Origin of the sequence: Ornithinibacillus bavariensis (genome assembly GCF_050433565.1) — a bacterium.
Taxonomy (GTDB): domain Bacteria; phylum Bacillota; class Bacilli; order Bacillales; family Amphibacillaceae; genus Ornithinibacillus; species Ornithinibacillus bavariensis.
Window position 1 is genome coordinate 241,058 of sequence record NZ_JBNPWZ010000002.1, and the last position, 26,257, is coordinate 267,314.

Below are 26,257 nucleotides of genomic sequence, written 5' to 3' on the forward strand. Positions count from 1 at the left end.
CCAAAGCACCTCCTCTTTCGATATTTATGTTAATCATAATATGAAGTAGTATGAAAAATCCTTATATTTCAAATGCATCTCTTATGATAAAATAATGCTAAATACTATTAGAGATGAAAGAGGTCATTATGTATCAGTTTTGGTTGCGTTTTTTTATATTTCTTTTACTTTGGGCTTATATGATTGTTGAATATAGTCTTAATAAAGGAATTAGCATGTTATTTTTAGCTGCTGCTGTGGGAGCCTTCTTTTTCCTATCTTTACAACGGGTATCTATCATTTTATATCTAGGCTTATCCGTCGTTATTGTGTTACATGGTATATTCTTTGTGGAAGGTAATCTGTTAACAATAATTCTATTACTATATGTGACTATGATCTCTTCCCTGCGCTTAAGTGAAAATAAACTTAGGTTCTACATCATATTAAATGTTTCGCTGTCATTGATTGTCAGTTTTGTACAGCAGCTACTGACTATAGAATTAACCATTATGGCAGTGCTTTTCTATTCTTTAATGATTATGACAAGTGTTTACCAGAACTATTTTAAAGAACAAAAAAATTTATATGAGAAATTACTTGGGGAATATAGGAAGCTGAAACGGTTAAATTTATCTGCAGAGCAAAATGCAAGAGTTGAGGAACGCAATCGAATTGCTCGTGATATACATGATTCTGTAGGGCATCGTTTAACTGCATTAATTATGCAGCTAGAAGTGTTGGCCATCCAATCAAAGAATGAAGGATATCGTGAATTGAAGAAAATGGCAGAGGAAAGTTTAGAAGAAACAAGGCATGCAGTAAAAGCGCTTCAAAATGAAGAAAATGAAGGCATAGCAACAGTTGTACATCTTATCCGAAAACTTGAAGCAGAGAGTCATCTTTTCGTGCAGTTTACGATAAAGCAAGGTGTCTTATCGATTCCCCTGTCAAATGAGAAAAGTGTTGTATTATTTCGAGTGATTCAGGAGGCATTGACAAATGCCATGCGGCACGGACATTCTAAAGAGGTGCAAGTAATTATCGGTAAGTCAGCAATAGGAGATGTCACATTTGAAGTTTCGAATATGGTTCATAAAGCTAAATCTTTTGAATATGGCTTTGGATTAACGAATATGAAAAGTAGACTAGAAGAGATTAATGGTCGTTTAGAAGTATACCAAACTAATAACCAGTTTTTTGTGACGGGTACCATTCCTGCATTGGAGGTGAATAATGATGTGGCGAGTGTTATTGGTTGAAGACCAAGCCATTGTTAGACAAGGGTTAAAGGTGATTTTGGAGCAGGATAAAAATATAAAAGTCACGCATGAAGCGGAAAATGGCTTACAGGCCATAGAGATTTTAGAAAAGTACACCATCGATTTTATTATGATGGATGTTCGGATGCCAGTTATGAACGGTATTGAAGCTACTAGGATGATTAAGAAGCGGTGGCCAGAGGTTAAAATACTGATCCTCACAACGTTTAATGATGACGATTATGCGATGACTGCTTTAAAGGAAGGGGCAAATGGTTTCTTACTAAAGACATCTGATTCTACTAAACTAATAGAAGCGGTACATAGCTGTATGCATGGTGGATTAACTATCCATGATGAAGTAGCTGCAAAGGTAATGCCAAAATTACTTCAAAGTGCACGGAGAGAGGCTGTGACTATTGATTTATCTCCTCGCGAACTGTCAATAACCAAGCTTGTAGGAGAGGGTAAAACCAACAAAGAAATATCAGAAGAGTTGTTTCTTTCTATTGGAACGGTCAAAAATCATATTACACAAATCCTTCAAAAAACAGGACTAAGAGATCGAACACAGCTTGCAATTTTTGCTATAAAGCATGAACTTTAGACTAGATCTCTACCACTTAGGGATGTTCAGTATTCATGAATTTGTAAAAACTAGGAATAACCTAACAGGAACCTTTCTATTATAATGAGGGTAATTAGACAGCAATCCTGGCTAGGTGGTGTTTGAAATGCTTGATGTTATTCTAGAAGAATTTCAATTTTCTTCGCTTTGGAATGCGGGGATATTTCTCTTTTTAGGGTTTACTGCAATTATTTATTTGTTTTTGCTCCCACAGGAAAAAAAGCATTCTATTTGGAAAACAGTTATTTTTTTAGTTGGACTAATTATTATTTTTATTGCAGCTGGAAGTCCATTAAATATTATTGGTAGAATTCAGTTTAGCTCACATATTATACAGATTATATTACTATGTTTCGTGGCTCCGCCTATGCTTTTAATTGGGATGAAGCGCAAACTAATTTATCGTCTACTGAATATAAGCATCATTAAAAGTAGTGTTCATTTTATAACTAAGCCATACTTTACTATTGGGGCATTCTTTTTGTTTTTATATGCTTATCATCATCCACCAATTTTTGATCAAGCAAGAATTGATTTATATTTAAACTATTTTTATTTACTGGGTTTATTGCTTACAGCCACGTTATTATGGACCCCAATCATCTATCGTCTTGCTCATCGTATGAAGTATATTGTTCTTTACCATCTTTTGTGCATTCTATTGCTTATTCCACTTTCTATTGTACTAATGGTATCAAATGGGGTCTTATATGAGGCATATACAGATTTGACAACTTTTACACAAGCCCTAGAGGTATGTTTGCCTGCAGGATATAAGCTAACTTCGGAGGATGTACTACTATTACTACCATTTGAACCAGTTAGAGAGCAGCATATTGGTGGAGTTATATGGCTAGTGGTTGGCCTGGTCATTTTTTCGATATCATTATTTTTGAAGAACATATCCATGAAAAATAAATAATAATAAGTCGAGGAGCAGTACTTACCATAAAAGTACTGTTCTTTTTTTATAATAAAATGACTTTAGTCATGTTCGAAGTGACCAATCTAATGACTTACGGTAGTATTCTTTCGGTTATTATAAACGTATTCTTTGATTAGGAGGGGATTCAAGTGATTGAATTAGTAGATCTAACGAAGAAATTTAAAGATGCCTATGCGGTTAAGAATTTAAATATGTTCATTGAAAAGGGAGAAATTGTTGGGTTATTAGGACCTAACGGTGCTGGAAAATCAACAGCTATTTCTATGCTATCTTCCTTATTGGACCCAACAGGTGGAGATGTTCGTTATGACAATAAAAGCATTATCAAAAGTCCGTCAGCATTTCGGAAGGTGGTAGGAATGGTACCACAAGAGATTGCATTATATGAGGATCTTACAGCAGAAGAAAATCTGCGCTTTTTCGGTAGGATATACCAGCTGAGAGGGAAGGAGTTAAATAGAAAAATAGACGAAGTATTAGAACAAATAGGACTGACAGATCGAAGGAAAGAGGTAGTAAAAAAGTATTCAGGAGGTATGAAACGAAGGTTAAATATTGGGGTTGCATTATTGCATGATCCGGAAGTTATCATCATGGATGAACCGACAGTGGGGATAGATCCACAATCTCGAAACTATATTTTAGAAACCGTAAAACGATTTAATGAAGAAAGGAAAATGACTGTTCTTTACACTAGTCATTACATGGAGGAGGTAGAGTTCTTATGTGACCGAATCTATATCATGGATAAGGGAAATTTGATTGCTTCAGGTACTAAGGAGGAAATTAAACGAATATTATCCTCTGAAAATACTATTTCGATCAAAGCCGAGCGGTTTAGTACCGATTTTATTGAGTCCATAAAGAATCATCCTTCTGTAAACAGAATAACTGTAGGGGAAAAAGAGATTCTAATTATCGTTCCAAGAGCTGTCAATATGTTTTCAGAGGTAATAAGAATTGCAGAGCAATTCCATATTGAATTGAGTTCAGTGGATAATAAGGCCCCTACTTTGGAAGATGTCTTTTTACATCTTACTGGCCGAGCTTTAAGGGATTAGAGGTGGATATGATGCTATGGAACATCATCAAAAAACAAGGTTTAATTTTTTTCCGGAATCCACAGGAATTATTATTACTTATTGCTTTACCAATGGTTTTAATAACCATACTAGGAACAGCATTAAGTGGTTTTATGGAAGCAGGAAGTAGTCCAATTACAGTAAAAATTGCCTTAATCGAAAATGAATCAGAACCGGAACAAGTAGACCGATTTCTTCATGAAATAGAGAAGGAACTTCCACCAAATGTACTAGTTGGAATAGAAGAGAACATTAATCAGTCAATGCCAATTACTGCATTAAAGGAAATTTTTACAGATGAAAGCATGAAGGATTTTGTTGAGCTTGATTATGTGAATCCTTCAGATAGAGATAAAGTTTTAAAGGATAACACATATACCTGTATTATTGAAGTTCCGAAAAATTTTACCTACGAGCTATTGAAGTATATAGTTCTCGGAGAATCTGAACAGCCTAGCCTAAAGATAAACTTAAATGAAGGAAGTCATGTAGGGGCAGGTATTGTGAACAATATTCTAACCCAGTTTCAGGATCAGTTATCACTTGGTGTATTCCTGGATAAAAATGGAATTGACCCGTCGGTCATAGCTGTAAGTAATCAGACAGTGGTAGGAAAAATGACTACCATTGATGAGAAAGGTTCTATATCCTCCCAAGCATATTATTCAATTGGGATGGTAGTGATGAATGTTCTTTATATCGCTGGTTCCATAGGTAGCCATGCATTTCGAGAAAAAAGATCAAATGTATTTGATCGAATCATCATTTCCGATGTCTCAGGTTGGGTTTATTTTATCGGCGTATTAATGTCTGGTACTATTTTTGCATTTATGCAAACAATTATTGTATTCACCTTTTCGTGGCTTGTATTTGGCATTGTTTGGCCAGATTTAATTGCATTCTTCGCTACTACACTAGCATTTTCTTTTTCTGTAGGAGGGTTAGCCGTACTATTATCTGCAATTAGCTATCGAATTAACTCTGTATCTATTACTAGTTTTTTTAGCAGTGTCGTAGTTACCTTATTATCGGTATTAGGTGGTAGCTTTTTTCCTATTGGCGACTTCTTACCATTTGTTCAAGCAATAGGAAACATAACACCAAACGGTGCTAGTATGTCTGCATATATAAGTATCTTAAGAGGGGATAGCCTATTAGATATTGGTGATCATTTAATCTTCTTACTATTATTTGCTTTTAGTCTGGTTATTGTTGCAGCGCTATGCTTTCCGAAAAGGAGGATATCAAAGTGATAGGAATACTATTAGCAAGACTGAAATTGTTTGTTCGGAATCCATGGACGTTCCTAATTTTTACCGGTATGTCTATTTTCTTTGCATTTATTATTGGTAGCTCTGAAATGGGAGGGTCGTCAATCTACGTTCCGATTCACAGTGAAAATGAGACTATTCGTGATTCTATAATTGGAAGAGAGTTGGCAAAGGAAGAGGCATATTCTTTTAGTTGGATGAGCGAGAAAGCATTAAAAGATAAAATAGAATCTGGAAAAGCAGAATTGGGTATTATTCTACATGAAAATAACTTTGAAGTTTTAGTCGGTGTGGATTCACCTAACAAAGGACTAGTCCAACAGACCGTCCAAGCTGCTTATACCAAGAAACTCCAACAAGAACAATTAATTGATAATATATCTACAAGAAGTGATAAAGATAATATATTAGAAGAATTTACAAATCTGAGGCATTCACCAGTATTTAAAATGAAAACCTCCAGTTTTCAAAATGAAGATTCATTTGTTTATGATAACTCATTGCATAGTTTATTTGGCTTTACATTATTTTTTGTTATTTACACCATCGCCTATAATGTACTTCCAATATTAACGGAGAAACAAGATGGTGTATGGGATCGGATTATCTTATCACCAGTAAAAAAATGGGAGATGTATGTAGCAAACTTGATTTATAGCTTTTTAACAGGTTATTTACAGGTGGTTGTTATCTTCTTAACTTTTCGTTTTCTGATGGGAGTAAATTTTTATGGGAGATTCATAGAGAGTTTATTATTATTAATTCCATATGTCTTTTCCATTGTATCACTTAGCATTTTAATTACTGCAGTTGTAAAAAAAGCGCAACAATTTAATGCAGTTCTTCCAATTGTATCGGTTAGTATGGCAATGATTGGAGGAGCATATTGGCCTCTAGAGATTGTATCCTCGAAGGTCTTACTAACCTTATCAAAAATTAATCCGATAAAATACGGAATGGAAATTTTAAATGGTGCAACTGTCTACGGTTATTCATTTCATGAGTTACTCTTCCCAATTAGTGTACTAGTCCTAATGGGTGTTATCATGATGGGGATTGGCATTCATTTAATGGAAAGTAGGCATGTTTAAAATTCAAATGGGTTGACTGTAATTCAGTCAATCCATTTTTAGTTGGGGAGTTTACAAATATCTACCAAAGGAATGTAATGGAAATCTCTAGTATAATAGTATCATAGAAATTAACTGGCATTTCCGGTAGGGGGTAGTTAAGTGAAGAAAAGAATCATTAAGATTATAACGGGACTTGTTGTCGTTTTGATTATTATAGATATTGTAGCTAGTTTCTATTTTTATGATTTAGCAATAAACCGTGGGCCAAAGGATTTTTTACAAGGAAATAAAGACCTCGAGGTATCAGCCGAAACCATGAATGTATTACTAGAGGGTGGATGGAGAGAATGGGTAGAAAACCAGGAATTTGAGCATTTGGAAATGACTTCAAGAGATGGATTAACCTTACAGGGTTACTTTCTCAAGGCAAAGAAACCATCCAATGTAGTTGTGGTTGCAGCACATGGGTATTTAGGTCGTGGAAGTGATATGGGGCTATTTGGTCAATATTATTATGAAGCATTAGGCTATAACTTCTTTACAGCTGATGCACGTGGACACGGTAGAAGTGAAGGAGATTATATCGGATTTGGTTGGCAAGATCGTTTAGATTATCTCGACTGGATTAATTTATTAGTCGATAAGCTTGGACCAGATACCGAGATTATATTACATGGTTTATCCATGGGTGCTGCTACTGTATTAATGACTAGTGGAGAAGAGCTACCACCAAATGTAAAAGTGATCATCGCAGATAGTCCATATACGAGTGTACAGGATTTATTCTCCTACCAGATAAAGAGGATGTTTCATCTTCCACCATTTCCATTTATTCACACGACTAGTCTGGTAACAAAAGCAAAGGCGGGCTATTCTTTCACAGAAGCTTCTGCTCTAAAACAAGTAAAAAAAACCACTATCCCAATATTATATATAACTGGTGATGCAGATACATTTGTACCGAAAGAAATGGCTCACAAACTCTATGAAAATACAAACAGTAAAGCTAAAATAGTCACGTTTCATGGCGCAAACCATGGTGAATCATTTGTGATGGATAAGGAAAAATATATAAAAGTATTAAATGATTTTTTACAAGAAAATATGAATTAATATGTTGAGGTTGTATTGGGTACTAAGAGATAAATATTAGTACCCTTATTTTATATTTGCTTATTAGATTTCTAGACTTTACTATGAAAAAAGATATGCTACTAATCGGCTTTTAGGAGAGGGGGGAGAATGATTGACTAAACCGTATGTTGCAAAATTATTAGTAGGAAAGGTAAAAAAGGTTGGAGATCCAGATGCCAAAGAACCAATGGATAAACAATGGGAGAGTGGCATGTTCAAGAAAAGTACGAATGAAAAAGTTTGGCTGGGCAAGACGGGGCTAGTTGGAGATGAAGTTGCTGACAAGAAGAATCATGGTGGTCCAGAAAAAGCTATATTTGCCTATAATGTAGGACATTATGAATATTGGCAACAGGAACTGATAAATAAGGATATTGGAATAGGAGCTTTTGGTGAGAACCTCGCCCTACTATTCTTGGATGAAGATACTGTTTGTATCGGTGATACATATCAGCTTGGAACGGCGATTATCCAAGTTTCCCAACCGAGAAGACCATGCTGGAAGCCTGCCCGTCGGTTTCGGACTATGGATTTTGCACTGCGAATCCAAGAATCGGGAAAGACTGGCTGGTATTTCAGAGTATTGAGGGAAGGAAGCGTTCAGGAAGGGATGGAATTAAACCTCATCGACCGACCATATCCGAATTGGACAATTACGGTTTGTAACCGAGTGATGTATGATAAAAAAGCTGAGCTGAAGCTAATAAAAGAATTAGCCAATTGTGAGTTACTTGCAGAAAGTTGGAAGAATACATTATCGAAACGCTTAGCAGGAAAAGCTTCATCAGGAGAAAATCGTGTGTTTGGACCAAATGTGGAATAGAAGAGGCTGAGACAAAAGAATTTATTTGAAAATAAAAATCGAACAATTCATATAGTTACAGCGTAAACCCGCTTCGGAAATATACTTCGCGTTCCGCGGGCGGCTGGTGAGCCTCTCCTCCCGCAGGACAAGGAATGCTCCGGCAGCGATACATCGCACGCAGAAAAAGTGGTTCTCTTTTTCAAGGAGTCTACGTATATTTCCGAAGCTAATTTGGCCATTGTTCGTTTTTAGAATAAATCTCTTTGTAATGTCCCAGCCTCGTTTTCTTATATGTTCTTATAAGTACTTTTCAAACCATGAACAAATATGATTTAATCGTTCAATCCGAAGTTCTGGTTTGCCACTACGACTTAATTCGTGGTTTGCACCAGGGAAGCGGACAAATTCTACTTCCTTCTTCAAATGCTTTAATGTTACATATAACTGTTCTCCTTGCTCAATTGGGCAGCGATAATCTTGTTCACTATGCAGGATTAGTAGTGGTGTATCCACATTACTCGCATATTTTAATGGAGATATATCCCAAAGTGCTTTTGGGTCATCTAAAAGATCAAAGCCATGCTGCCATTTATTGAAGAAGTAACCGATATCACTAACTCCATAGAAGCTTAGCCAGTTACTAATAGAGCGTTGTGTAATGGCTGCTTTGAAGCGGTTTGTATGTCCTACAATCCAGTTTGTCATGAAGCCCCCATAGCTTCCACCTGTTACACCTAGACGTTCCTTGTCAATGAATTCATATGTTTCAAGTACATAATCTACAGCAGACATAAGATCCTGATAATCTCCACCACCATAATCACCACGACAAGCATTTACATATGTTTGGCCATATCCATGGCTTCCACGTGGATTAATGTAAAGAACAACATATCCTTTTGCAGCTAGTAATTGCATTTCATGGAAAAATGTTTGCCCATACATGACATGTGGCCCACCATGAATTTCGAGAATGAGTGGATATTTAGCCCCTTCTTTATAATCATAAGGACGAAGGATCCATCCATGAACATCCCAGCCATCCTTTGCCTTAAAGGAGATTCTTTCTGGCGTTCCGATCTCTACCTCATCTAAAAACTTTCTATTAGCATCCGTTAACTGTTTTACTTGAGAATTGGCATCTAATAGATAAAAATTACAAGGGTTCGTAGGAGTGCTTACACCAATTATGAAGGAATCCTTTAATCTATTATAAGAAAATCCGAACACATGACTATCTACATTATATAATTCTTTAAGTTCTCCTTGCAGGCTAACTTCATATAGGTTGGTAGCACCGTAAATCGAACCAATGAAAAATAATCGATTTTCATCATTAGACCAAACTGGACCGTTTTCCGAGCTGCCTAAGCGAGTATCACCAGCAATTAGGTCGCCAATAGGGAAGTCCCATTCCGTGCTAAGACATGTATGTTCTTTTGTCTCTAAATCATAAATATATAGCTTTGTTAAAGTTGCATTGAGATATTCTTGCTTATGACCTAAATAAGCAATCTTGTTACCACTTGGAGAAAATACTGCTGAATAATAGGAACCTTTTCCATCTGTAAGTCTTGTTATCTCTCTGGAGGCTATATCTAGTGCATAAATATCACTTTTCAGCTCATATTCAGCATTTTCACTAATATTTCCTGAGAATAAAACTGTAGTACCATTTGGAGAAATATCTTGGTAAGCATAATGATAATCACCATTGGTAAGCTGTATAAAGTTTTCTTTTTCCACATCGTACAAGATAATTTGGGACTTTTTATCATCTAGAAACCCTAAGGAATCTGACTTATAATTCAGCTTTTTAACAACTAGAGGTTTTTTATTTGTCTCTTCGTTTTCTTTCTGTCTTTCTTCCTTGGACAGCTCCTTTTGGTCAAGAACATCATCACCCTCTTCTAGTAGAGCGGTAAAAATAATAAATTTACCATCCTTCGACCATACAGGATCTACAGCGCCATTTTTAAATGTAGTAAGCTGTTTAGCTTCACCACCGTCCAGTGGTAGTAGCCAAAGCTGTGGCATGCCACTTCGGTTGGATTGAAATACAACGGATTTGTTATCAGGAGAGAACCGTGGGCTACTATTCTTATTGTGTCCAAATGTCCACTGTCTTGCATCCGCTTCGTTCATGTTTTGGATAAATAAATTCGATTCATAATCCTTATTTTCATTTATAGTTGTTGATACGTATGCGTATTTAGATCCATCTGGTGAAAACTGTGGATCACTATACACCTCGAAATTTAGAAAGTCGTCTACTTGAATAGCTCGTTTTGCCATTTTAAAACCTCCATTTCTTTGTGCGGAAAATTGCGAAAATTAATCGTCCTTTTCATCCTGTGCTTGAATTTTAATATTAAAATATTGAAAATATCTTTCTAATATTCCTTATTCTAAACTATTTCGGTTTGCGAAGCAATTGTGAATTATTAATTTGCTAGATTTTGTTCTAACTCCTTTAAAAAGTTTTTTAACTGTTTCCGATTTCTAAAGATATGTAACTCGGCATGCGGTATTCTCGCAAGTTTTTCATAGATTTTAGCTGCCTTGTTTTTGTTAAAGTTTTTCGTCCAGAGAATGAAGTCTACATTAAGTCTTTCAGGACAATCCTTCCCAATATCAGGTCGGGATTTATTACGGTACTGTATTCGCCTTTTCGTTATACCGTATAAGCATTTTATTGTGGAGTAGTGTAAAAATATTACGGTGTCAGCTTCTTCCAATCGTTTCGGAAGGGTTACACTATAGTTTCCATCAATAATCCACCTTTCCTGTGTTAATACTTCGTCATGTAGCTGAAGGAGTTCCTGCTCATCACGAGCTACCCAGCCGGGTTTCCAATAAAAGGTGTCCATATGGTATACAGGGATATTTAGCATATTTCCTAATTTTTTAGCAAGCGTTGATTTCCCAGCACCAGGGTTGCCTAAAATAGTAATTTTTTTCATAAGAGGCTCCTTTAATAAAATTTTCTAGTAAATAGAAAGGGGGTCAATATCCTTGTTAACACATGTAACTAAGGAAATAGACCCGCTCTCATATAGTGATTTTATACTAAACTACTAATTGAATTTTCTAATATAGCTGCATCTTTTTCATATGCTGCTTGCAATTTTCTTGTAATAGCGCCAGGTTTCCCATCACTTATTTGCTTACCATCAACCGTGATAATAGGAGTAACCTCAGAAGTACTACTAGATAAGAAGATTTCGTCTGCTTCTTGAATTTCCTCTAGCATGAATGCTTCTTCAATAAAAGGGATATGAAGGTCACGTGCGAAACGCTCAATGGCCATTCGTACACATCCGTGTAAAATATTCCGAGTTGCAGGATGTGTGTATATTTTCCCATCCTTTACAAAATATACATTCGAGGAAGAACATTCTGTAACAAGTCCATCACGGTGCAGAATTGCTTCATAACAGCCATGTTCATAGGCCTCTTGCTTTGCCATGACATTCGGCAACAGGTTTAAGCTTTTTATGTAGCAATTTTGCCAACGAATATCAGGCTGTGTAATAACTGCTACACCATTTTTTAAGTTTTCTAGATTGCGAGGCTGGGAGCCAATATAAGCATAAATGTTCGGATCGACATCCTTTGGAAAAACGTGATCACGAGGTGCAGAACCTCGAGACACTTGCATATACAGCTTTCCATCTTCTGTCATTTCATTTCGTTTTAATAATTCTAGTAATAATTCCTTAAGTTCTTTTTTTGGATATAAGAGTTTAATTTTTATAGCTTCAGCTGACCGGTATAGCCGATCAATATGCTCATCAAATAAGTAATAGGTACCACTATATATTCGAATTACTTCATATATACCATCTCCAAATTGAAGAGCACGCTCCTCTAAAGGAAATTTTAAGCTATCTTGATGAATAAACTTTGTTTGAGACAAAATTACTGGAAAAATTGACAAACCTTATCGCTCCCTTCGTATAGTGACTATTTTATTACTTCCCATCAATGATGTAAATGATTGTTTTTATATAATATTCTTAACTTTGATAATGGGTTAAGATGGGAGGAGATTGGTTTAACTGAAGTTAAGCCTATTTTAGCCAGAGGATAATTTATAATGCCAAACTACAAAATGGGTTGGCTAGGCTTACGTAATGAATGTTTTTAATGGGAATAAAAAAATCTTGCATGTTGTCCATATACCTGCTATAATAATTTCTGCATTCAAAAATGCTCAAGTTAAAATAAGCATTTTAAATGCGGGTGTAGTTTAATGGTAAAACTCCAGCCACGAGCTTTACTACTGCCGAATCCGCTCCGAGTTGCCCCGAAGGATAAACTTCTTCGAATAGGCTAGTAGATGCAGGGGCATGTCTTGCGTAATTACAATTAAATATTTAGTCTACACATTAAATGCGGGTGTAGTTTAATGGTAAAACTCCAGCCTTCCAAGCTGATGTCGAGGGTTCGATTCCCTTCACCCGCTCCATACATATGTCTTAACGCAGTGTTTCGTAAAAACTTACGAAGCGTTGCGTTTTTACTTTTTACGGACATAATGTATCTTAAGAATAGTTCAATAAAAGAAGGGAGGCACTGCCATGAATACAAATCAATTAAAGGAAGAAATTATTGCCTATAGTAAGGAGATCGGTATTGATAAAATTGGTTTTACAACAGCAGATGTGTTTAGTGAATTAAAGGAACGACTAATTCGTCAGCAGGAGCTTGGTTATCAATCTGGTTTTGAAAAAGGAACCAATGAGGAAAGAACAGAACCAAGACGACTACTTCCCGAAGCAAAGTCAATAATTTCAATTGCAGTCGCTTACCCTTCACGAATGAGAAAAGATGCACCAAAAAGTACAAAAGAAGAACGAAGGGGATTTTTTTGTAGAGCATCTTGGGGAACGGACTATCATCATGTCCTAAGAGAACGACTAAAAAAAATAGAAAGCTTTATACATGAAAGAATTGATAATGCGATTACTAAAATAATGGTCGATACTGGTGAATTGTCTGATAAAGCAGTGGCTGAACGTGCTGGGGTCGGATTCGTTGGTAAGAATACGCTCTTAATAACAGAAGAATTTGGATCTTTTGTATATCTAGGAGAAATCATGACGAATATTCCTTTTGTACCTGATACCCCTGCAGAAGATGGGTGTGGGGATTGCCGAATATGTATCGATGCTTGTCCAACTGGAGCAATCGTCCAAGGCGGGCAATTAAATGCACAACGATGTATTGCATTTCTTACGCAAACAAAGGATTTCCTACCAGATGAATTTCGCTCAAAAATTGGTAATAGGGTATATGGCTGTGACACATGCCAGCTTGTATGCCCCAAAAATAAAAAAATAGATTTTCATTTACATTCGGAATTTGAGCCTGAGGATGATATTGCCAAGCCGAAGCTAAAACCAATGCTGACCATTACGAACCGTGAATTTAAAGAAACGTTTGGACATATTGCTGGGTCTTGGCGTGGTAAAAAGCCAATCCAACGAAATGCTATCATCGGACTTGGACATTACCGTGACACTACTGCAGTTCAGGACTTAATTCAGGTTATGAAAAATGATCCTCGGCCTGTTATTCGAGGAACTGCAGCATGGTCACTAGGGAAAATTGGCACGGAGGAAGCGTTTATCGCCATTGAAAATGCAATGGAATTGGAGAAGGATAAAGACGTTCTATATGAGATGGAAAAAGGATTAGCATTTCGCGAGGTACAGCACTCTAGATAATACGGAGATCTATTATGGACATAAATTAAAGGTAGTTGGATTTTATGGTGGAAAAGGTCTTATAAGTCTCCTTCATCCAATTTTTTATTATGTGTGGTAAATCGACACCAAAGTTGACTGAGAGATATGCTTCTCATTCGTTTAGGTCTTGTTTACGTTTGAGAAGGATAAACCTCTCACGCATTACGGTACGCCTTACTTGGCTGTCAATTTAGCTTTGAGAGCCTTCTAACACTGTTTAATTCTTGGTTAGCCATACGGAAAACGTTACTGGTGTCTGGTTTGCTTCCACTTTAAACATCATATCTGTATAATAAATTAAAGTCTGTAAGTCTATTTAACTATCCTTAACCCTATAATTGTAACTATAATCCCGAAAATGCATACTATACGCAAGGGATTTTTCGATTCCTTATAAAACAATATGCCGATTACTGTTGCACCTACTGTCCCTATTCCAGTCCATACTGCGTAAGCAATGGACAATGGGATTTGTTCTAGGGACAAACGTAAGAACGACAAACTAATGATAAAGCCTCCAATTAGAATGATGTAGATAAACCAGCTACCCTTTTCTGATACCTTCTTTAATCCAACAATTCCAACAATTTCAATTAAGCCTGCTAGAATCAAATATACCCAACTCATTTATTTCATGTCCTCCTGTTCATTAGAGGTTATTTTCAATCCGATAATAAATACAACTAGTAGTACGACTAATAGACCCTTCAAAAGGCTAATTGTTTCTTGAAACAATACGTTATCAACAACTACCATCCCAACTACACCAATACCCGTAAATACTGCATAGGAGGTTCCGACACCTAATCCCTTTACGGATTTAATGAGCAAATCAAAACTAATAATCAGCACAATAATAAATGGACCTGCAAGCATATCCATTTTTAAAGCAGATGCCCAAATGATTTCTAATGATCCTGCTATTATTAAATATATCCATGCACGGCTTGCTCTACCTTCTTCCTTTTTGTCTGAAATCTCTTTGGCTACTAACTCTTTTTTACCTTCTGTACCTACTTTTATCTTCTTTGGAAATATCGTTTCTATTAACTCTACTATTAGATGAATAATTAGAATCGTTTTCCATATAGTACTAATGGTGTTAGCCATGCTATTTTTGTAAATATTTACTCCGTGGTTCAAATAGTTATCCTTTATATATTCCTTATAATCCACACTTCCTAATTCAGAAAGTGGCACTAGCCCAAAAAGTCGTACAAAAAGTAGATGAATACAAACAAATAAGATTACATGATAAAGGAAAATGTCCCATCTTGCACCATCTCGTTTAATCTTGTTTGTCATTGGTTCTACTCCCAGCACCAAAATTTTCATACCAATACAGAATTGTCTCTATATAATTCATTGTTTTCTGATTTAAACCTACTACTTTTTCAGATTGTTCTTGGTCTGGTTTTATTTTCTCCCAATATTTATCTATTAACGAATCCTCCATTTCAAGGTAATCGGATATATATTGCATAATTCTCCTTGCAAGTTCTTGTGACTGATATGATTCAATAGGTTCATCAACCATTTCATGTACGTCCTTTAGTAATTCAATCCATTTTTTCGTTTTTTCATCTTCGCTCGTTAAATCAGGTAATTGCTCCTTAATTATTGATTGCTCATCTTTAGTAAATTGCCGTTCAAGAAATTTTTCTCCGTTTCCATTTTGTATGGACTGAATAATTAGTAATATATCATCTGCACTAAGATCACCTGTTAAGTGAAGAGAACTTATTATTGCATGCAAACTTCGCTCCATATGCTCTAGTCGTCTTTTCTCTTCCTCAATTTTGTCTAATTCCATTTCAAATACTTGTTTCCAACGTTCTATTTTTGAATTAACGCTATTTTCTTGAATTATTTCTTTGATATGAGTTAGTCTAAAACCCAATTTTTTTAAAGCTATAATTTGTTGGAGTATGATTAGGTCGTCTTTTGTATAGTAACGGTAGCCTGCATCAGATTTTGTGGAAGGTTTTAATAAACCAATCTCATCATAATAGTGAAGGGTCCGTATGCTAATATTTGTCGCTTTGGAAAGTTGCCCTACTAAATACATAAATATCATCCTTTATTCCATTTTAATTTATAATTAGATAATAAACCCTAACGTTAACGTTAGGGCAAGATAAAAATTTAATATGTATATTTGTTGATACGCTGATTGTATATTGCATTTCCTAATATCCCAGCAAATAACCGATTCCTATGCTACTTGTTATTTAACCATTGAGAAGGGAGTACCACTATATATTCCAAGATATAAAATTAATACTAATTTAGACCGCATTCCCTCCATATACATTCTATGGGAGGGGATTTTTGTGCGACAGCTAGAAATGTTTTGGGAAAACTTTTTTAACAATGAAAATGAGGAATTTGATTGGTGGAATCGTCTAAAGACTTTAAATGAATCTCGAAGGGTTAAGATTGCCAGAATCAAGGGGAAAGGACATATTTTCCAGAGGATTAATTTAGGCAATGAAGAAAAATTGTATTATCAACTGCATATATCGATGTTAATGAAGCAAGGGAATCATTTTTTTCAGGAAGAGAGAATTATTCCACATCGATTTATATTAAAATCTGACCAAATTATTGAACATCGTCAAATGGAAGAATATGTACCAAAACAACATCTGGAGAAGTTAGAGCTTGAATCGGAAGCAGTAGATAGAACTATACGATTTACTTATGACCGAAGAGCAGCCGTCCAATATGCGGAGAGATGGTGGAATAGTTATAATCCAGCTTATCGGAAATTTGAAGTAGACTGCACTAATTATATCTCACAGTGCTTGAGAGCCGGAGGAGCTCCAATGCGAGGGGCACCAAATCGAAATCAAGGCTGGTGGTATCAAGGGAATAATTGGAGCAATAGTTGGGCGGTTGCCCATGCTTTGAGATGGTTTCTTTCTGGTTCAACACATGGTCTAAAAGGAACAGAGGTTGAGTCACCTAGTGAATTAATACCAGGTGACGTTATTTGCTACGATTTTGAAGGGGACGGTAGATGGAATCATAATACCATTGTGGTTGAAAAGGACGCCGATGGAATGCCACTAGTCAATGCTCATACACAAAATAGCCGCCACCGCTATTGGTCATATGAGGACTCTTCTGCTTATACGCCAAATATACAATATAAATTTTTCCGTATTGGTGATTAATGCTATAATGATAGAGTTGTACAATAGAAGCTTAAGGAGATATGAAGTGTGAGTTTACATGTCGTATTATATGAACCAGAAATCCCATCTAATACGGGAAATATTGGAAGAACCTGTCTAGCAACAGATACTAAGTTACATTTAATCCATCCACTAGGATTTTCTACGGATAGTAAAATGGTTCGAAGAGCTGGACTTGACTATTGGGAACAAGTTGACTTAGAGGAGCATAATTCTATCTTTGAGTTATATGAAAAATATCCAAGCGGAAAGTTTTATTATATAGAAAACTTTGGAACAAAACATTATACCGATTTTGACTTTAGTAACAAGGATGAGGAGTTATTTTTTGTTTTTGGGAAAGAGTCGACTGGAATTCCAAAGGATTTACTGATAGGTAAAGAAGATCAGTGCCTACGAATTCATATGAACGATAAGGTAAGATCATTAAATCTATCAAACACAGCAGCAATTATTGTCTATGAGGTATTGAGGCAACAAGGTTTTCCACTTTTAACTTAAGGGCGATTACAAGAGCGCCTTCTGTTCTAAATATAGGAAATGGCGTTTAAGTAATTTTATAAGCCCAAAAAATAAAAGAGCTAGCTCATGTCCTGGGCTAGCTCTCAACATTATTGATTTTTCTTTGGTACCCCTGGTTTTGCTTCGTATCCTGCAGTAAAAATAGAAGTTAAAAATACAACTATTACACCTAAAAGTAGTGCTAATTTCATGAGAGTGGCCTCCTTCAAGTTTTTCAATATGTATGAAAAGACATTATTTGCTGTCCTCATTATATCGAATAAATTCCAGAATGTGAACTAAGAATGGTTACAAATTTCCGAAATGAAAAGTAAGAAAATTCCCTATCTTTTTATTTTATCTCAATTTTGTTTTAGTACGCATAAGATGTATTGTTTCCCTTGACAAAATAAGGTATATTAGTTGATGAAGTCATAACTCAGTTCTATAATTAGAATTGTGTAAAAAAGCCGTAAATTATGCGGAGAAAGTTAACTTCTAATGGGGGTATAAGTCGTGGCACAAAATGATGAATCTTCACAAAGATTCTGGGGAGAGTTTTATGGTCCTAATATAGGTTATGTTGAAGAACAATATGATCTTTACAAAGAGGATCCTCAAGCAGTTGATCCATCTCTAAAGGAAATTTTCGATCAACATGGAGCACCTATTTGGTTACAGGCTTCAAATGATATCGTTTACGAAAACGCTAGCACTTCCATAAATGATGTTAAGAAAATCACCTCAACGGTTAAATTGGTTGAGGCTATTCGTCGTTTCGGTCATTTAGAAGCAAATATTTATCCAGTTAGTGTTCAAGAAGAAAGAAAGTCTGAGCTATTACATCCAGAAAAATATGGTTTGACAGAAGCAGAATTAAAGGATATTCCTGCATCTTGGGTATGGGATAAAGCCCCAGCAGGTGTGGATAATGCTTTAGATGTAGTACGTGAATTAAGAAAATATTATACGGGTTCCATTACGTTTGAATATGATCATGTAGATAGTGATGAAGAGCGTGAATGGTTATCAAACTATATCGAATCTGGTAAGGCATATTTAAATCTGTCGAATGATGAGAAAAAACAACTATTAGATCGTCTTGCAAACGTAGAAGGATTTGAAGGGTTTTTACAGAAGACATTCGTTGGTCAAAAACGATTCTCCATTGAGGGACTTGAATCTATGGTTCCAATGCTTGATCATGTTGTTAAGCATGCAATAGCGGACAAAGTGGAACATATAATGATGGGTATGGCACACCGTGGTCGTTTAAGTGTTCTAGCTCATGTTCTCGGAAAACCTATTGATAAAATCTTTTCCGAGTTTCACCATTCACCGAATAAAGAATTAATTCCTTCAGAAGGTTCAAGGGGGATTAATTACGGATGGACAGGAGACGTTAAATATCACTTTGGTGCTGTGAAGGATGTTAAAGATGGGGAAGAAACGAAAATAAAAATTACTCTAGCTCATAATCCTTCTCATTTAGAATTTGTCAATCCAGTTGTTGAAGGTTATGCTCGTGCAGCACAGGATAATCGTTCCCAAAGTGGCTATCCTGAACAAGATGTTACAAAGGCAATTCCAGTATTAATTCATGGGGATGCAGCATTTATTGGTGAGGGTGTAGTTGCAGAAACACTTAACCTAGCAAATTTACCTGGATATTCAACTGGAGGAACCTTACACATCATTGCCAATAACTTATTAGGATACACCACTGATCAAAAGGACGGACGTTCAACTAGATATGCTAGTGACCTAGCAAAAGGATTTGAAATTCCAGTAATTCATGTAAATGCAGATGATCCAATTGCTTGTGTATCTGCAATTAAGCTTGCTTATGATTATCGTAAGGAATTTCATAAGGATATCCTCATTGATTTAGTCGGTTACCGTCGCTACGGACATAATGAAATGGATGAGCCAAGGGTAACACAGCCTAAGCTATACAGTATCATTGACAAGCATCCAACTGTTGCCAATGTTTTTGCTCATAACCTAGTAGAAAAAGGTATTATCAATCGTGAAGAATTTGATAAAATGGTTGCCGAAGTAGAGACGAATCTAAAGGCTATTTATGATGGCATGAGTGAAACTGAGCTTGCTAAGGTTGAATGTAAGGACATGCCAGACGCCTTAAATACTGATTTAGAAAAATACGAGACAGCTGTTTCAATGGATGAACTTGTAGTTCTTAATGAAGGATTATTTAATCGTCCAGAGGGATTTACTGAAAATAAGAAGCTGGCGAGAATATTTAAACGTCGCAGAGAGGCTTTACAAGAAGGAAACACGGTAGACTGGGGAGCTGGTGAGGCTTTAGCCTACGGTTCTATTCTTAAAGATGGTATTCCAATTCGTTTAACCGGTCAAGACTCTGAACGTGGTACTTTCGCACACAGACATGCTGTATTGAACGATGCTGTCACGAATGAAAAATATAGTATATTTCACGGCTTAGATGCTAAGGCGTCCTTTGATATTCGTAACAGCCCATTATCTGAGGCAGCAGTATTAGGATTTGAATATGGTTACAGTGTTCAGTCACCTAATACACTAGTACTTTGGGAAGCTCAATTCGGAGACTTTGCTAATGCAGCACAAGTTATTTTTGATCAATTTATTTCTGCTGCACGTGCAAAATGGGGAGAAAAATCTAACATGGTTTTATTGCTTCCTCATGGATATGAAGGTCAAGGTCCAGAACACTCAAGTGCAAGACTAGAGCGCTTCTTACAAATGGCGGCAGAGAATAACTGGATTGTAGCGTATGTAACATCATCAGCACAATTCTTCCACTTAATACGTAGGCAGGCAGCATTACGTGATAAGGAGGAAGCTCGTCCATTAGTCTTAATGACACCAAAGAGTAGCTTACTTCGCAATCAAAGAGTTGCATCAGACGCGGTAGAATTTACTGAAGGTAAATTCCAACCATTACGTAATCAACCAAATCTAAAAGTAAGTAAAAAGAATGCTAAACGCTTACTAATTGGTTCTGGAAAAGTAATGATAGATATTGAAGAAACGATTGATCAATCAGGGGAAAAATTTGATTGGTTACGTGCTGTTCGACTAGAGCAAATTTATCCTTTCCCTAAAAAGGAATTAGAGAAGATTGTAAGTGAACTTCCAAATCTTGAAGAAATTGTCTGGGTTCAAGAAGAGCCTAAGAATATGGGCGCTTGGAGCTTTGTAGAGGAACGTTTACGCGAATTATTAAAGCAAGGGCAAACGCTACGCTATATCGGTCGTCCAGATCGTTCAGCACCAGCTGTTGGTGATCCAAACGTGCATAAGGCAGAACAAGAAAACATTGTGCAACAAGCAATTAACCGACTTTAGGAGGAGATTCCAGTGAAAGAAATTATTGTACCCGAACTTGCCGAATCCATTACAGAAGGAACAATCGCTCAGTGGCTTATTAAAGTAGGAGATCGCGTTGAAAAAGGCGATCCAGTCGTCGAATTGGAGACAGATAAAGTAAACGTGGAGGTTAATTCCGAAGTATCCGGTGTTATCACTGAATTCGTTAAAGAAGAAGGAGATGACGTCGTAGTTGGGGATGTAATTGCAAAGGTTAGTGAAGAAGGTGGAGCTACTGCTGAACCTGTGCAAGAAGAAGCACCAGCACCTGCTGTAAAAAGTGAAACTCCAAAGGCTGATCCAGCGCCAAAGGTAGAGGAACAATCAGCTTCGAAGCATGATGTAGTTGCATCACCTGCAGCAAGAAAACGAGCTCGTGAATTAAATATTGATTTAAGTACAGTAGTAACGCGTGATCCACTTGGTCGTGTACGTTCTGAGGATGTCGAAGCTGCTGCAAGTGCACCAAAACAAGCACCAGCACCTGCTAAACAAGCTGCTCCTAAGGCAGAAGTAACAGAATTTACAAAGCCTGTAGAGCGTGTGAAAATGTCACGTCGCCGTCAAACAATTGCTAATCGTCTTGTTGAAGCGCAGCATACTGCTGCTATGCTAACTACTTTCAATGAAGTAGACCTTACGAATGTTATGAAGCTTCGTAGTGAGCGTAAGGATAAATTCATGGAAAAGCACGGCGTTAAACTTGGTTTTATGTCATTCTTTACGAAAGCAGTAGTTGGAGCATTAAAGGACTTCCCACTGCTTAATGCAGAAATCCAAGGAACAGATCTTGTTATTAAAAAGTTCTATGATATTGGTATTGCTGTATCTACTGACGATGGTTTAGTCGTACCTGTTGTACGTGATGCTGATCGATTAGATTTTGCTGGTGTTGAGCGTGAAATTGCAAATCTAGGTAAGAAAGCTCGTGACAAACAATTAGGGCTAAGCGATCTTCAAGGTGGAACATTTACCATAACAAACGGTGGTACATTTGGATCTATGCTATCTACTCCTATCTTGAATGCACCACAGGTTGGTATTTTAGGGATGCACAACATCATTAAGCGTCCAATCGCAATGCCAGATAATTCTATCGAAGTTCGTCCTATGATGTATCTTGCTTTATCCTATGACCACAGAATAGTTGATGGTAAAGAAGCAGTACAGTTCTTAGTACGAGTGAAACAGTTATTAGAAGATCCATATGATTTATTATTAGAAGGATAATATAAAAAAACCTGCCATGACAATATGTTATGGCAGGTTTTTTTATGCAAATATTGCTGCGATGAATATGAATATTTGTTTAGTGGGGGACTAAATTTCCAGGAACTTAGTAAAAAATTTTCTAAGTTCCTGTTATTTCAGCAATACTTGGGGACAACTAAAACCGAAACTATATTTGTATAGGGGGAAACTTTATGGATATTCTTCTTGGAATTTTAGCAATAATAGTTGTCCTTGGGCTTTCATACTTACTCTCCAATGACCGAAGCAAAATAAATTACCGTGGTATAGGTATAATGATTCTAGTACAACTACTTATTACTTGGTTTATGTTTTCAACAACAATTGGTCAAAGCATAATCAATGGTATATCTGCAGTTTTTAATAAACTAATTGCATTTGGAAAGGCAGGAATTGATTTTATTCTTGGTGGTGTAGTAGAAAAAGAAGGCGGCGTCTTTTTCTTTGATGTTCTCTTATTAATTGTATTCTTTGCTACACTCTTATCAGTCCTTACCTATTTGAAGATTTTGCCAATCATTATTAAATATATTGGTGGGATTATCTCAAAAATAACAGGATTACCGAGGGTAGAATCCTTCAATGCGGTTAATAGTATTTTCTTTGGTCAGTCTGAAGCTTTAATTGCAATTCGGTCACAATTTCATCATTTAAATGCTAACCGATTATATATTGTTAGTGCTTCAGCGATGGGATCTGTATCAGCATCAATTATTGGTGCCTACATTCAAATGCTTCCAGCAGAATATGTTCTTGTTGCTTTACCTCTTAATATGTTTAGCGCATTAATTGTTGCATCAATTATTGCACCTGTTTACGTTTCCAAACAGGATGATAAAGTCGACATTACGGATGTTTCCAACGAAAATAGTATTTTTGAAGCAATGGGTAATGGTGCTCTAGAAGGAGGGAAAATAGCATTAATAGTCGCTACCATGTTAGTAGCTTTTATAGCATCACTTGAATTAGTGAACTGGATTATTCAAGCTATTTTTGCTGGTGTTACTTTACAGCAAATACTCGGCTATGTATTAGCACCAATTGGTTATTTAATGGGTATACCAGCGAATGAAGTACTAGAATCTGGTGCAATCATGGGAACGAAAATCGTAACGAATGAGTTTGTAGCGATGCTTGAGTTTCAACCGATGCTTGAAACAGTCTCGGAAAAAACAATCGGAATTGTAACGGTGTTTTTAACAAGCTTTGCTAATTTTTCATCCATTGGGATTATAGCTGGAACAGTTCAAGGGATTGATCGTGAAAAAGGGGGACAAGTATCAAGGTTTGGATTAAAGCTTTTACTCGGGGCAACATTAGCATCCATTCTGTCAGCAACTATTGCTGGTTTGTTCATATGAGTTACTTCTATTTAACAAAACAAAACCCATTTGTTAATCAACAGATGGGTTTTGCTGTTTGTCGTATTTTTTCTGAACATAGCGTAACCTAACTAATAATGCTCCAGCACCAGTGCTTAGTCCAACGATAATGCCTACCCAATAGCCAAATGGTTCAAGTGAAGTGAAGTTTGCTAATAGCCAGCCAGTTGGTAATCCAATACCCCAATAAGATACGAGTGCGATAATTAGTGTCATATTAACATCCTTATATCCACGAAGTGCTCCTTGAATCGGTGCACCGAATGCGTCTGCCAGTTGGTAGACAATGGCAAAGCTTATAAATTGTACTGTTAATGCAATGACATCTGGGTCGCTATTATATAAGCTGGCAACATAATCGTTAAATAGGAATAAAATCATTCCGTTAAGTAACGCAATAAAAATACCACCACTTATACCGATATAACCGTAAGCTTTCGCATCATTTAGTCGTTTTGCTCCTACCTCATAGCCGACAGTAATTGTCAGTGCCATACCAACACTTAGTGGAATCATATACAATAATGAAGAGAAGCTCATTGCGGCTTGATGGGCTGCAATTGTATTGGTATTATATTCACTCATTAATAATGTAATTGCAGCAAAGATACTCGTTTCAAAGAAGATAGCAAAGCCGATTGGGATACCAATCTTAAGTTGTTCCTTCCAGTGTTTTGTCTTTGGTTTAACCCAAGCTGAGAAGACTTGATATTCTTTAAACGGCTTCATTTTGTGGATAATGAGTATAGCAAGTATACTTGTTAACCAATACGTAAGTGATGTGGCAATGCCAGCACCAATTCCACCAAGCTCAGGAAAACCAAATTTACCGAAGATAAATAAGTAGTTAAGGATGATATTTATTGGTAATGCGATAAGAATGATAATCATAGAAACTCTCGTTTGACCTAAGGCATCCATAAAGCAACGCAATGTATTAAAAATGAATAAAGGAATAATTCCAAGCCCTAATGAAATAAGATAGTATTTGGAAATAAATCTAACTTCACTCTCTAAATTCATCATATTTAGGATAGGGTTAATAAAAAGGCCACCTAGTATAATTATTATAATTGCTAGGATCATAGATAAATAGATAGCTTGCTGCACCTTTTTTGCGAGTGAGTCATAAGATCTAGCACCTAAAAGCTGGGATATTATCGGTGTAATGGCTAGTAATATACCATTTATTCCAGTGAAAACCGGGACCCAGAGACTCGATCCGATTGCAACACCAGCTAAATCGACTGCTCCAGCCTGCCCAGACATGACCGTGTCAAAAAAGGTCATTAGATTTAGACTTACTTGTGTAATAAGAATGGGAAAAAAGATGATGAAAAATAACTTGATCTTTTCTTTGATGGTTTTGGTTTCATACATTTATAATGCTTCCTTTTTTCATATTTTTCTTATAGGATAGAGAAGGAACGATAGTGATTACATAAATGCTATTATAAGGCTTGCATGTGTAATTGGAAAGAGGGGATTACCAAATCATATGAAAAATAAACGTATTCTATTCACAGGCGGAGGATCAGCAGGACATGTAATTGTAAATCTAGCATTGATCCCTGTTTTTAAACGTGAAGGATGGAAAATTGATTATATTGGTTCAAAAGACGGTATTGAAAGAAAATTAATTGAACAATTAGATGGTGTTACTTATTATTCAATTTCAACAGGGAAATTACGACGATATATGTCTCTAGAAAATATTAAAGATCCATTCAAAGTATTAAAAGGAACCCTGCAAGCATGGAGAATAATTGGTAAACAAAAGCCTGCTGTAATCTTCTCTAAAGGGGGCTTTGTATCAGTTCCGGTAGTTCTAGCTGCAAAAATGCGAGGTGTTTCAGCAGTGATTCATGAATCGGACTACACACCTGGACTTGCTAATAAGCTTGCTATCCCTTTTGCTAAGAAAGTGTTGGCAACCTTTCCTGAGACAGTTAACTTTCTACCAAAGGAAAAGGCAGAATATGTTGGTGCAGTTATTCGTGAAGAATTATTCCAAGGGGATAAAGAAAGAGGACTTGAATTATGTGGCTTTCATCACCAAAAACCAGTTCTACTAATTATGGGTGGAAGTGGAGGAGCTGCCAAAATAAATGAAACAGTAAGGTCTTCCTTAGAAAACTTACTCCCGCATTTTCAAATTATTCATATTTGTGGAGAAGGAAAAACAGATTCTAGTTTTAGTCAAGAGGGCTATATGCAATTTGAATATGTGCATGACGAATTAAAGGATATATTTGCTGCAACGGATTATGTTTTGTCACGAGCAGGCTCTAATGCAATATATGAATTTTTAGCATTACAAATCCCTATGCTACTTATCCCCTTATCAAAAGAGGCAAGCAGAGGCGACCAAATTATCAATGCAAAGTCCTTCCAGGAAAAATCCTATGCAAGAGTATTAGAAGAGGAAGATTTAACAGAGGAATCCTTAGCTAGACAGCTTAATCAGTTAGTATCGCAGGCACCGGTTATGCGGGATAAGATGAAAGAATATCATAGTGAAAAATCACGTGATCGGGTTATTGAAATAATAAAAGAATCGGCAAAATAGGTAAAAAGGCTATTCTTTGTTCTTGGTGACAGAGAATAGTCTTTTTAAT

Annotated in this window: 21 protein-coding genes, 1 tRNA gene and 2 pseudogenes; 16 read left to right on the forward strand and 8 right to left on the reverse strand. The window is 36.3% G+C overall.

Annotated elements, in window-relative coordinates:
• Positions 1 to 128: 128 nt before the first annotated feature.
• From HNR27_RS05080 to HNR27_RS05115, 8 genes are all read left to right on the forward strand, one after another.
• Positions 129 to 1,241 carry a sensor histidine kinase gene (locus tag HNR27_RS05080; protein WP_429338985.1) on the forward strand — a complete coding sequence of 371 codons (1,113 nt, stop codon included), beginning with the start codon at positions 129 to 131 and terminating at the stop codon, positions 1,239 to 1,241.
• Positions 1,219 to 1,848, forward strand: a complete 630-nt coding sequence (locus HNR27_RS05085; protein WP_429339197.1) for a response regulator transcription factor — start codon at positions 1,219 to 1,221, stop codon at positions 1,846 to 1,848. The genes HNR27_RS05080 and HNR27_RS05085 overlap by 23 nt, the downstream gene beginning before the upstream one ends.
• A 127-nt stretch (positions 1,849 to 1,975) precedes the next feature.
• Positions 1,976 to 2,791, forward strand: a complete 816-nt coding sequence (locus HNR27_RS05090; RefSeq protein WP_429338986.1) for a cytochrome c oxidase assembly protein — start codon at positions 1,976 to 1,978, stop codon at positions 2,789 to 2,791.
• 152 nt (positions 2,792 to 2,943) lie between these two features.
• Positions 2,944 to 3,876 carry an ABC transporter ATP-binding protein gene (locus tag HNR27_RS05095; protein WP_244853264.1) on the forward strand — a complete coding sequence of 311 codons (933 nt, stop codon included), beginning with the start codon at positions 2,944 to 2,946 and terminating at the stop codon, positions 3,874 to 3,876.
• Positions 3,877 to 3,884: 8 nt separating this feature from the next.
• Positions 3,885 to 5,150, forward strand: coding sequence for an ABC transporter permease (locus HNR27_RS05100; RefSeq protein WP_429338987.1), 1,266 nt, complete (start codon positions 3,885 to 3,887; stop codon positions 5,148 to 5,150).
• Positions 5,147 to 6,259, forward strand: a complete 1,113-nt coding sequence (locus HNR27_RS05105; RefSeq protein ID WP_429338988.1) for an ABC transporter permease — start codon at positions 5,147 to 5,149, stop codon at positions 6,257 to 6,259. Before HNR27_RS05100 ends, HNR27_RS05105 begins: the two co-directional genes overlap by 4 nt.
• Positions 6,260 to 6,400: 141 nt before the next feature.
• Positions 6,401 to 7,354, forward strand: a complete 954-nt coding sequence (locus HNR27_RS05110; protein ID WP_429338989.1) for an alpha/beta hydrolase — start codon at positions 6,401 to 6,403, stop codon at positions 7,352 to 7,354.
• Positions 7,355 to 7,487: 133 nt separating this feature from the next.
• A complete protein-coding gene (locus tag HNR27_RS05115) occupies positions 7,488 to 8,198 on the forward strand; it encodes an MOSC domain-containing protein (RefSeq protein WP_429338990.1) in 711 nt (236 codons plus the stop codon).
• 279 nt (positions 8,199 to 8,477) lie between these two features.
• Here the strand turns inward: HNR27_RS05115 and HNR27_RS05120 are convergent, their stop codons facing one another.
• The 3 genes from HNR27_RS05120 to dat all read right to left on the reverse strand — a co-directional run bounded on the left by HNR27_RS05120 (position 8,478) and on the right by dat (position 12,120).
• The gene (locus tag HNR27_RS05120) at positions 8,478 to 10,475 is read right to left on the reverse strand and encodes a S9 family peptidase (RefSeq protein ID WP_429338991.1); all 1,998 of its coding nucleotides are present in this window, start codon (positions 10,473 to 10,475) and stop codon (positions 8,478 to 8,480) included.
• A 149-nt stretch (positions 10,476 to 10,624) separates the two neighbouring features.
• Positions 10,625 to 11,143, reverse strand: a complete 519-nt coding sequence (locus HNR27_RS05125) for a P-loop NTPase family protein (RefSeq protein ID WP_429338992.1) — start codon at positions 11,141 to 11,143, stop codon at positions 10,625 to 10,627.
• Positions 11,144 to 11,244: 101 nt separating this feature from the next.
• A complete protein-coding gene (gene dat / locus HNR27_RS05130) occupies positions 11,245 to 12,120 on the reverse strand; it encodes a D-amino-acid transaminase (protein ID WP_429338993.1) in 876 nt (291 codons plus the stop codon).
• A gap of 457 nt (positions 12,121 to 12,577) precedes the next feature.
• Between dat and HNR27_RS05135 the strand changes: the two genes are divergently transcribed.
• Positions 12,578 to 12,651 (forward strand) — tRNA-Gly (locus tag HNR27_RS05135).
• 112 nt (positions 12,652 to 12,763) lie between these two features.
• Positions 12,764 to 13,912: a tRNA epoxyqueuosine(34) reductase QueG gene (gene queG, locus HNR27_RS05140; RefSeq protein WP_429338994.1), complete on the forward strand. Its 1,149-nt coding sequence runs from the start codon at positions 12,764 to 12,766 to the stop codon at positions 13,910 to 13,912.
• A 136-nt stretch (positions 13,913 to 14,048) separates the two neighbouring features.
• Here queG and HNR27_RS05145 read toward each other — a convergent pair.
• The 4 genes and pseudogenes from HNR27_RS05145 to HNR27_RS05160 form a co-directional block, all read right to left on the reverse strand.
• Positions 14,049 to 14,190 (reverse strand): annotated as a pseudogene (locus HNR27_RS05145) (ISL3 family transposase); the annotation flags it as partial.
• A 55-nt stretch (positions 14,191 to 14,245) separates the two neighbouring features.
• Positions 14,246 to 14,560, reverse strand: coding sequence for a DMT family transporter (locus HNR27_RS05150; protein ID WP_429338995.1), 315 nt, complete (start codon positions 14,558 to 14,560; stop codon positions 14,246 to 14,248).
• The gene (locus HNR27_RS05155; RefSeq protein WP_429338996.1) at positions 14,561 to 15,238 is read right to left on the reverse strand and encodes a DMT family transporter; all 678 of its coding nucleotides are present in this window, start codon (positions 15,236 to 15,238) and stop codon (positions 14,561 to 14,563) included.
• Positions 15,222 to 16,001 (reverse strand): MerR family transcriptional regulator, encoded by a 780-nt coding sequence (locus HNR27_RS05160; RefSeq protein WP_429338997.1) that lies wholly within the window; start codon positions 15,999 to 16,001, stop codon positions 15,222 to 15,224. The genes HNR27_RS05155 and HNR27_RS05160 overlap by 17 nt, the downstream gene beginning before the upstream one ends.
• Positions 16,002 to 16,266: 265 nt before the next feature.
• Between HNR27_RS05160 and HNR27_RS05165 the strand changes: the two genes are divergently transcribed.
• The 5 genes and pseudogenes from HNR27_RS05165 (at position 16,267) to HNR27_RS05185 (ending at position 23,618) form a co-directional block, all read left to right on the forward strand.
• Entirely contained in the window at positions 16,267 to 17,112 is an 846-nt protein-coding gene (locus HNR27_RS05165; protein WP_429338998.1) for an amidase domain-containing protein, read from the forward strand.
• 48 nt (positions 17,113 to 17,160) lie between these two features.
• Positions 17,161 to 17,634 (forward strand): tRNA (cytidine(34)-2'-O)-methyltransferase, encoded by a 474-nt coding sequence (locus tag HNR27_RS05170; protein ID WP_429338999.1) that lies wholly within the window; start codon positions 17,161 to 17,163, stop codon positions 17,632 to 17,634.
• Between the two features lie 516 nt (positions 17,635 to 18,150).
• A pseudogene (locus tag HNR27_RS05175) lies at positions 18,151 to 21,068 on the forward strand (2-oxoglutarate dehydrogenase E1 component).
• Positions 20,998 to 22,236, forward strand: a complete 1,239-nt coding sequence (gene odhB / locus HNR27_RS05180) for a 2-oxoglutarate dehydrogenase complex dihydrolipoyllysine-residue succinyltransferase (RefSeq protein WP_429339000.1) — start codon at positions 20,998 to 21,000, stop codon at positions 22,234 to 22,236. The pseudogene HNR27_RS05175 and the gene odhB overlap by 71 nt, the downstream one beginning before the upstream one ends.
• 194 nt (positions 22,237 to 22,430) lie before the next feature.
• Positions 22,431 to 23,618: a NupC/NupG family nucleoside CNT transporter gene (locus HNR27_RS05185; protein ID WP_212919162.1), complete on the forward strand. Its 1,188-nt coding sequence runs from the start codon at positions 22,431 to 22,433 to the stop codon at positions 23,616 to 23,618.
• A 33-nt stretch (positions 23,619 to 23,651) separates the two neighbouring features.
• Here HNR27_RS05185 and HNR27_RS05190 read toward each other — a convergent pair whose 3' ends face one another.
• Complete coding sequence (locus HNR27_RS05190; protein ID WP_429339001.1) at positions 23,652 to 25,019, reverse strand: MATE family efflux transporter; 1,368 nt, start codon at positions 25,017 to 25,019, stop codon at positions 23,652 to 23,654.
• 118 nt (positions 25,020 to 25,137) lie between these two features.
• Between HNR27_RS05190 and murG the strand changes: the two genes are divergently transcribed.
• The gene (gene murG, locus HNR27_RS05195) at positions 25,138 to 26,208 is read left to right on the forward strand and encodes an undecaprenyldiphospho-muramoylpentapeptide beta-N-acetylglucosaminyltransferase (protein WP_429339002.1); all 1,071 of its coding nucleotides are present in this window, start codon (positions 25,138 to 25,140) and stop codon (positions 26,206 to 26,208) included.
• The last annotated feature ends 49 nt before the right edge of the window (positions 26,209 to 26,257 follow it).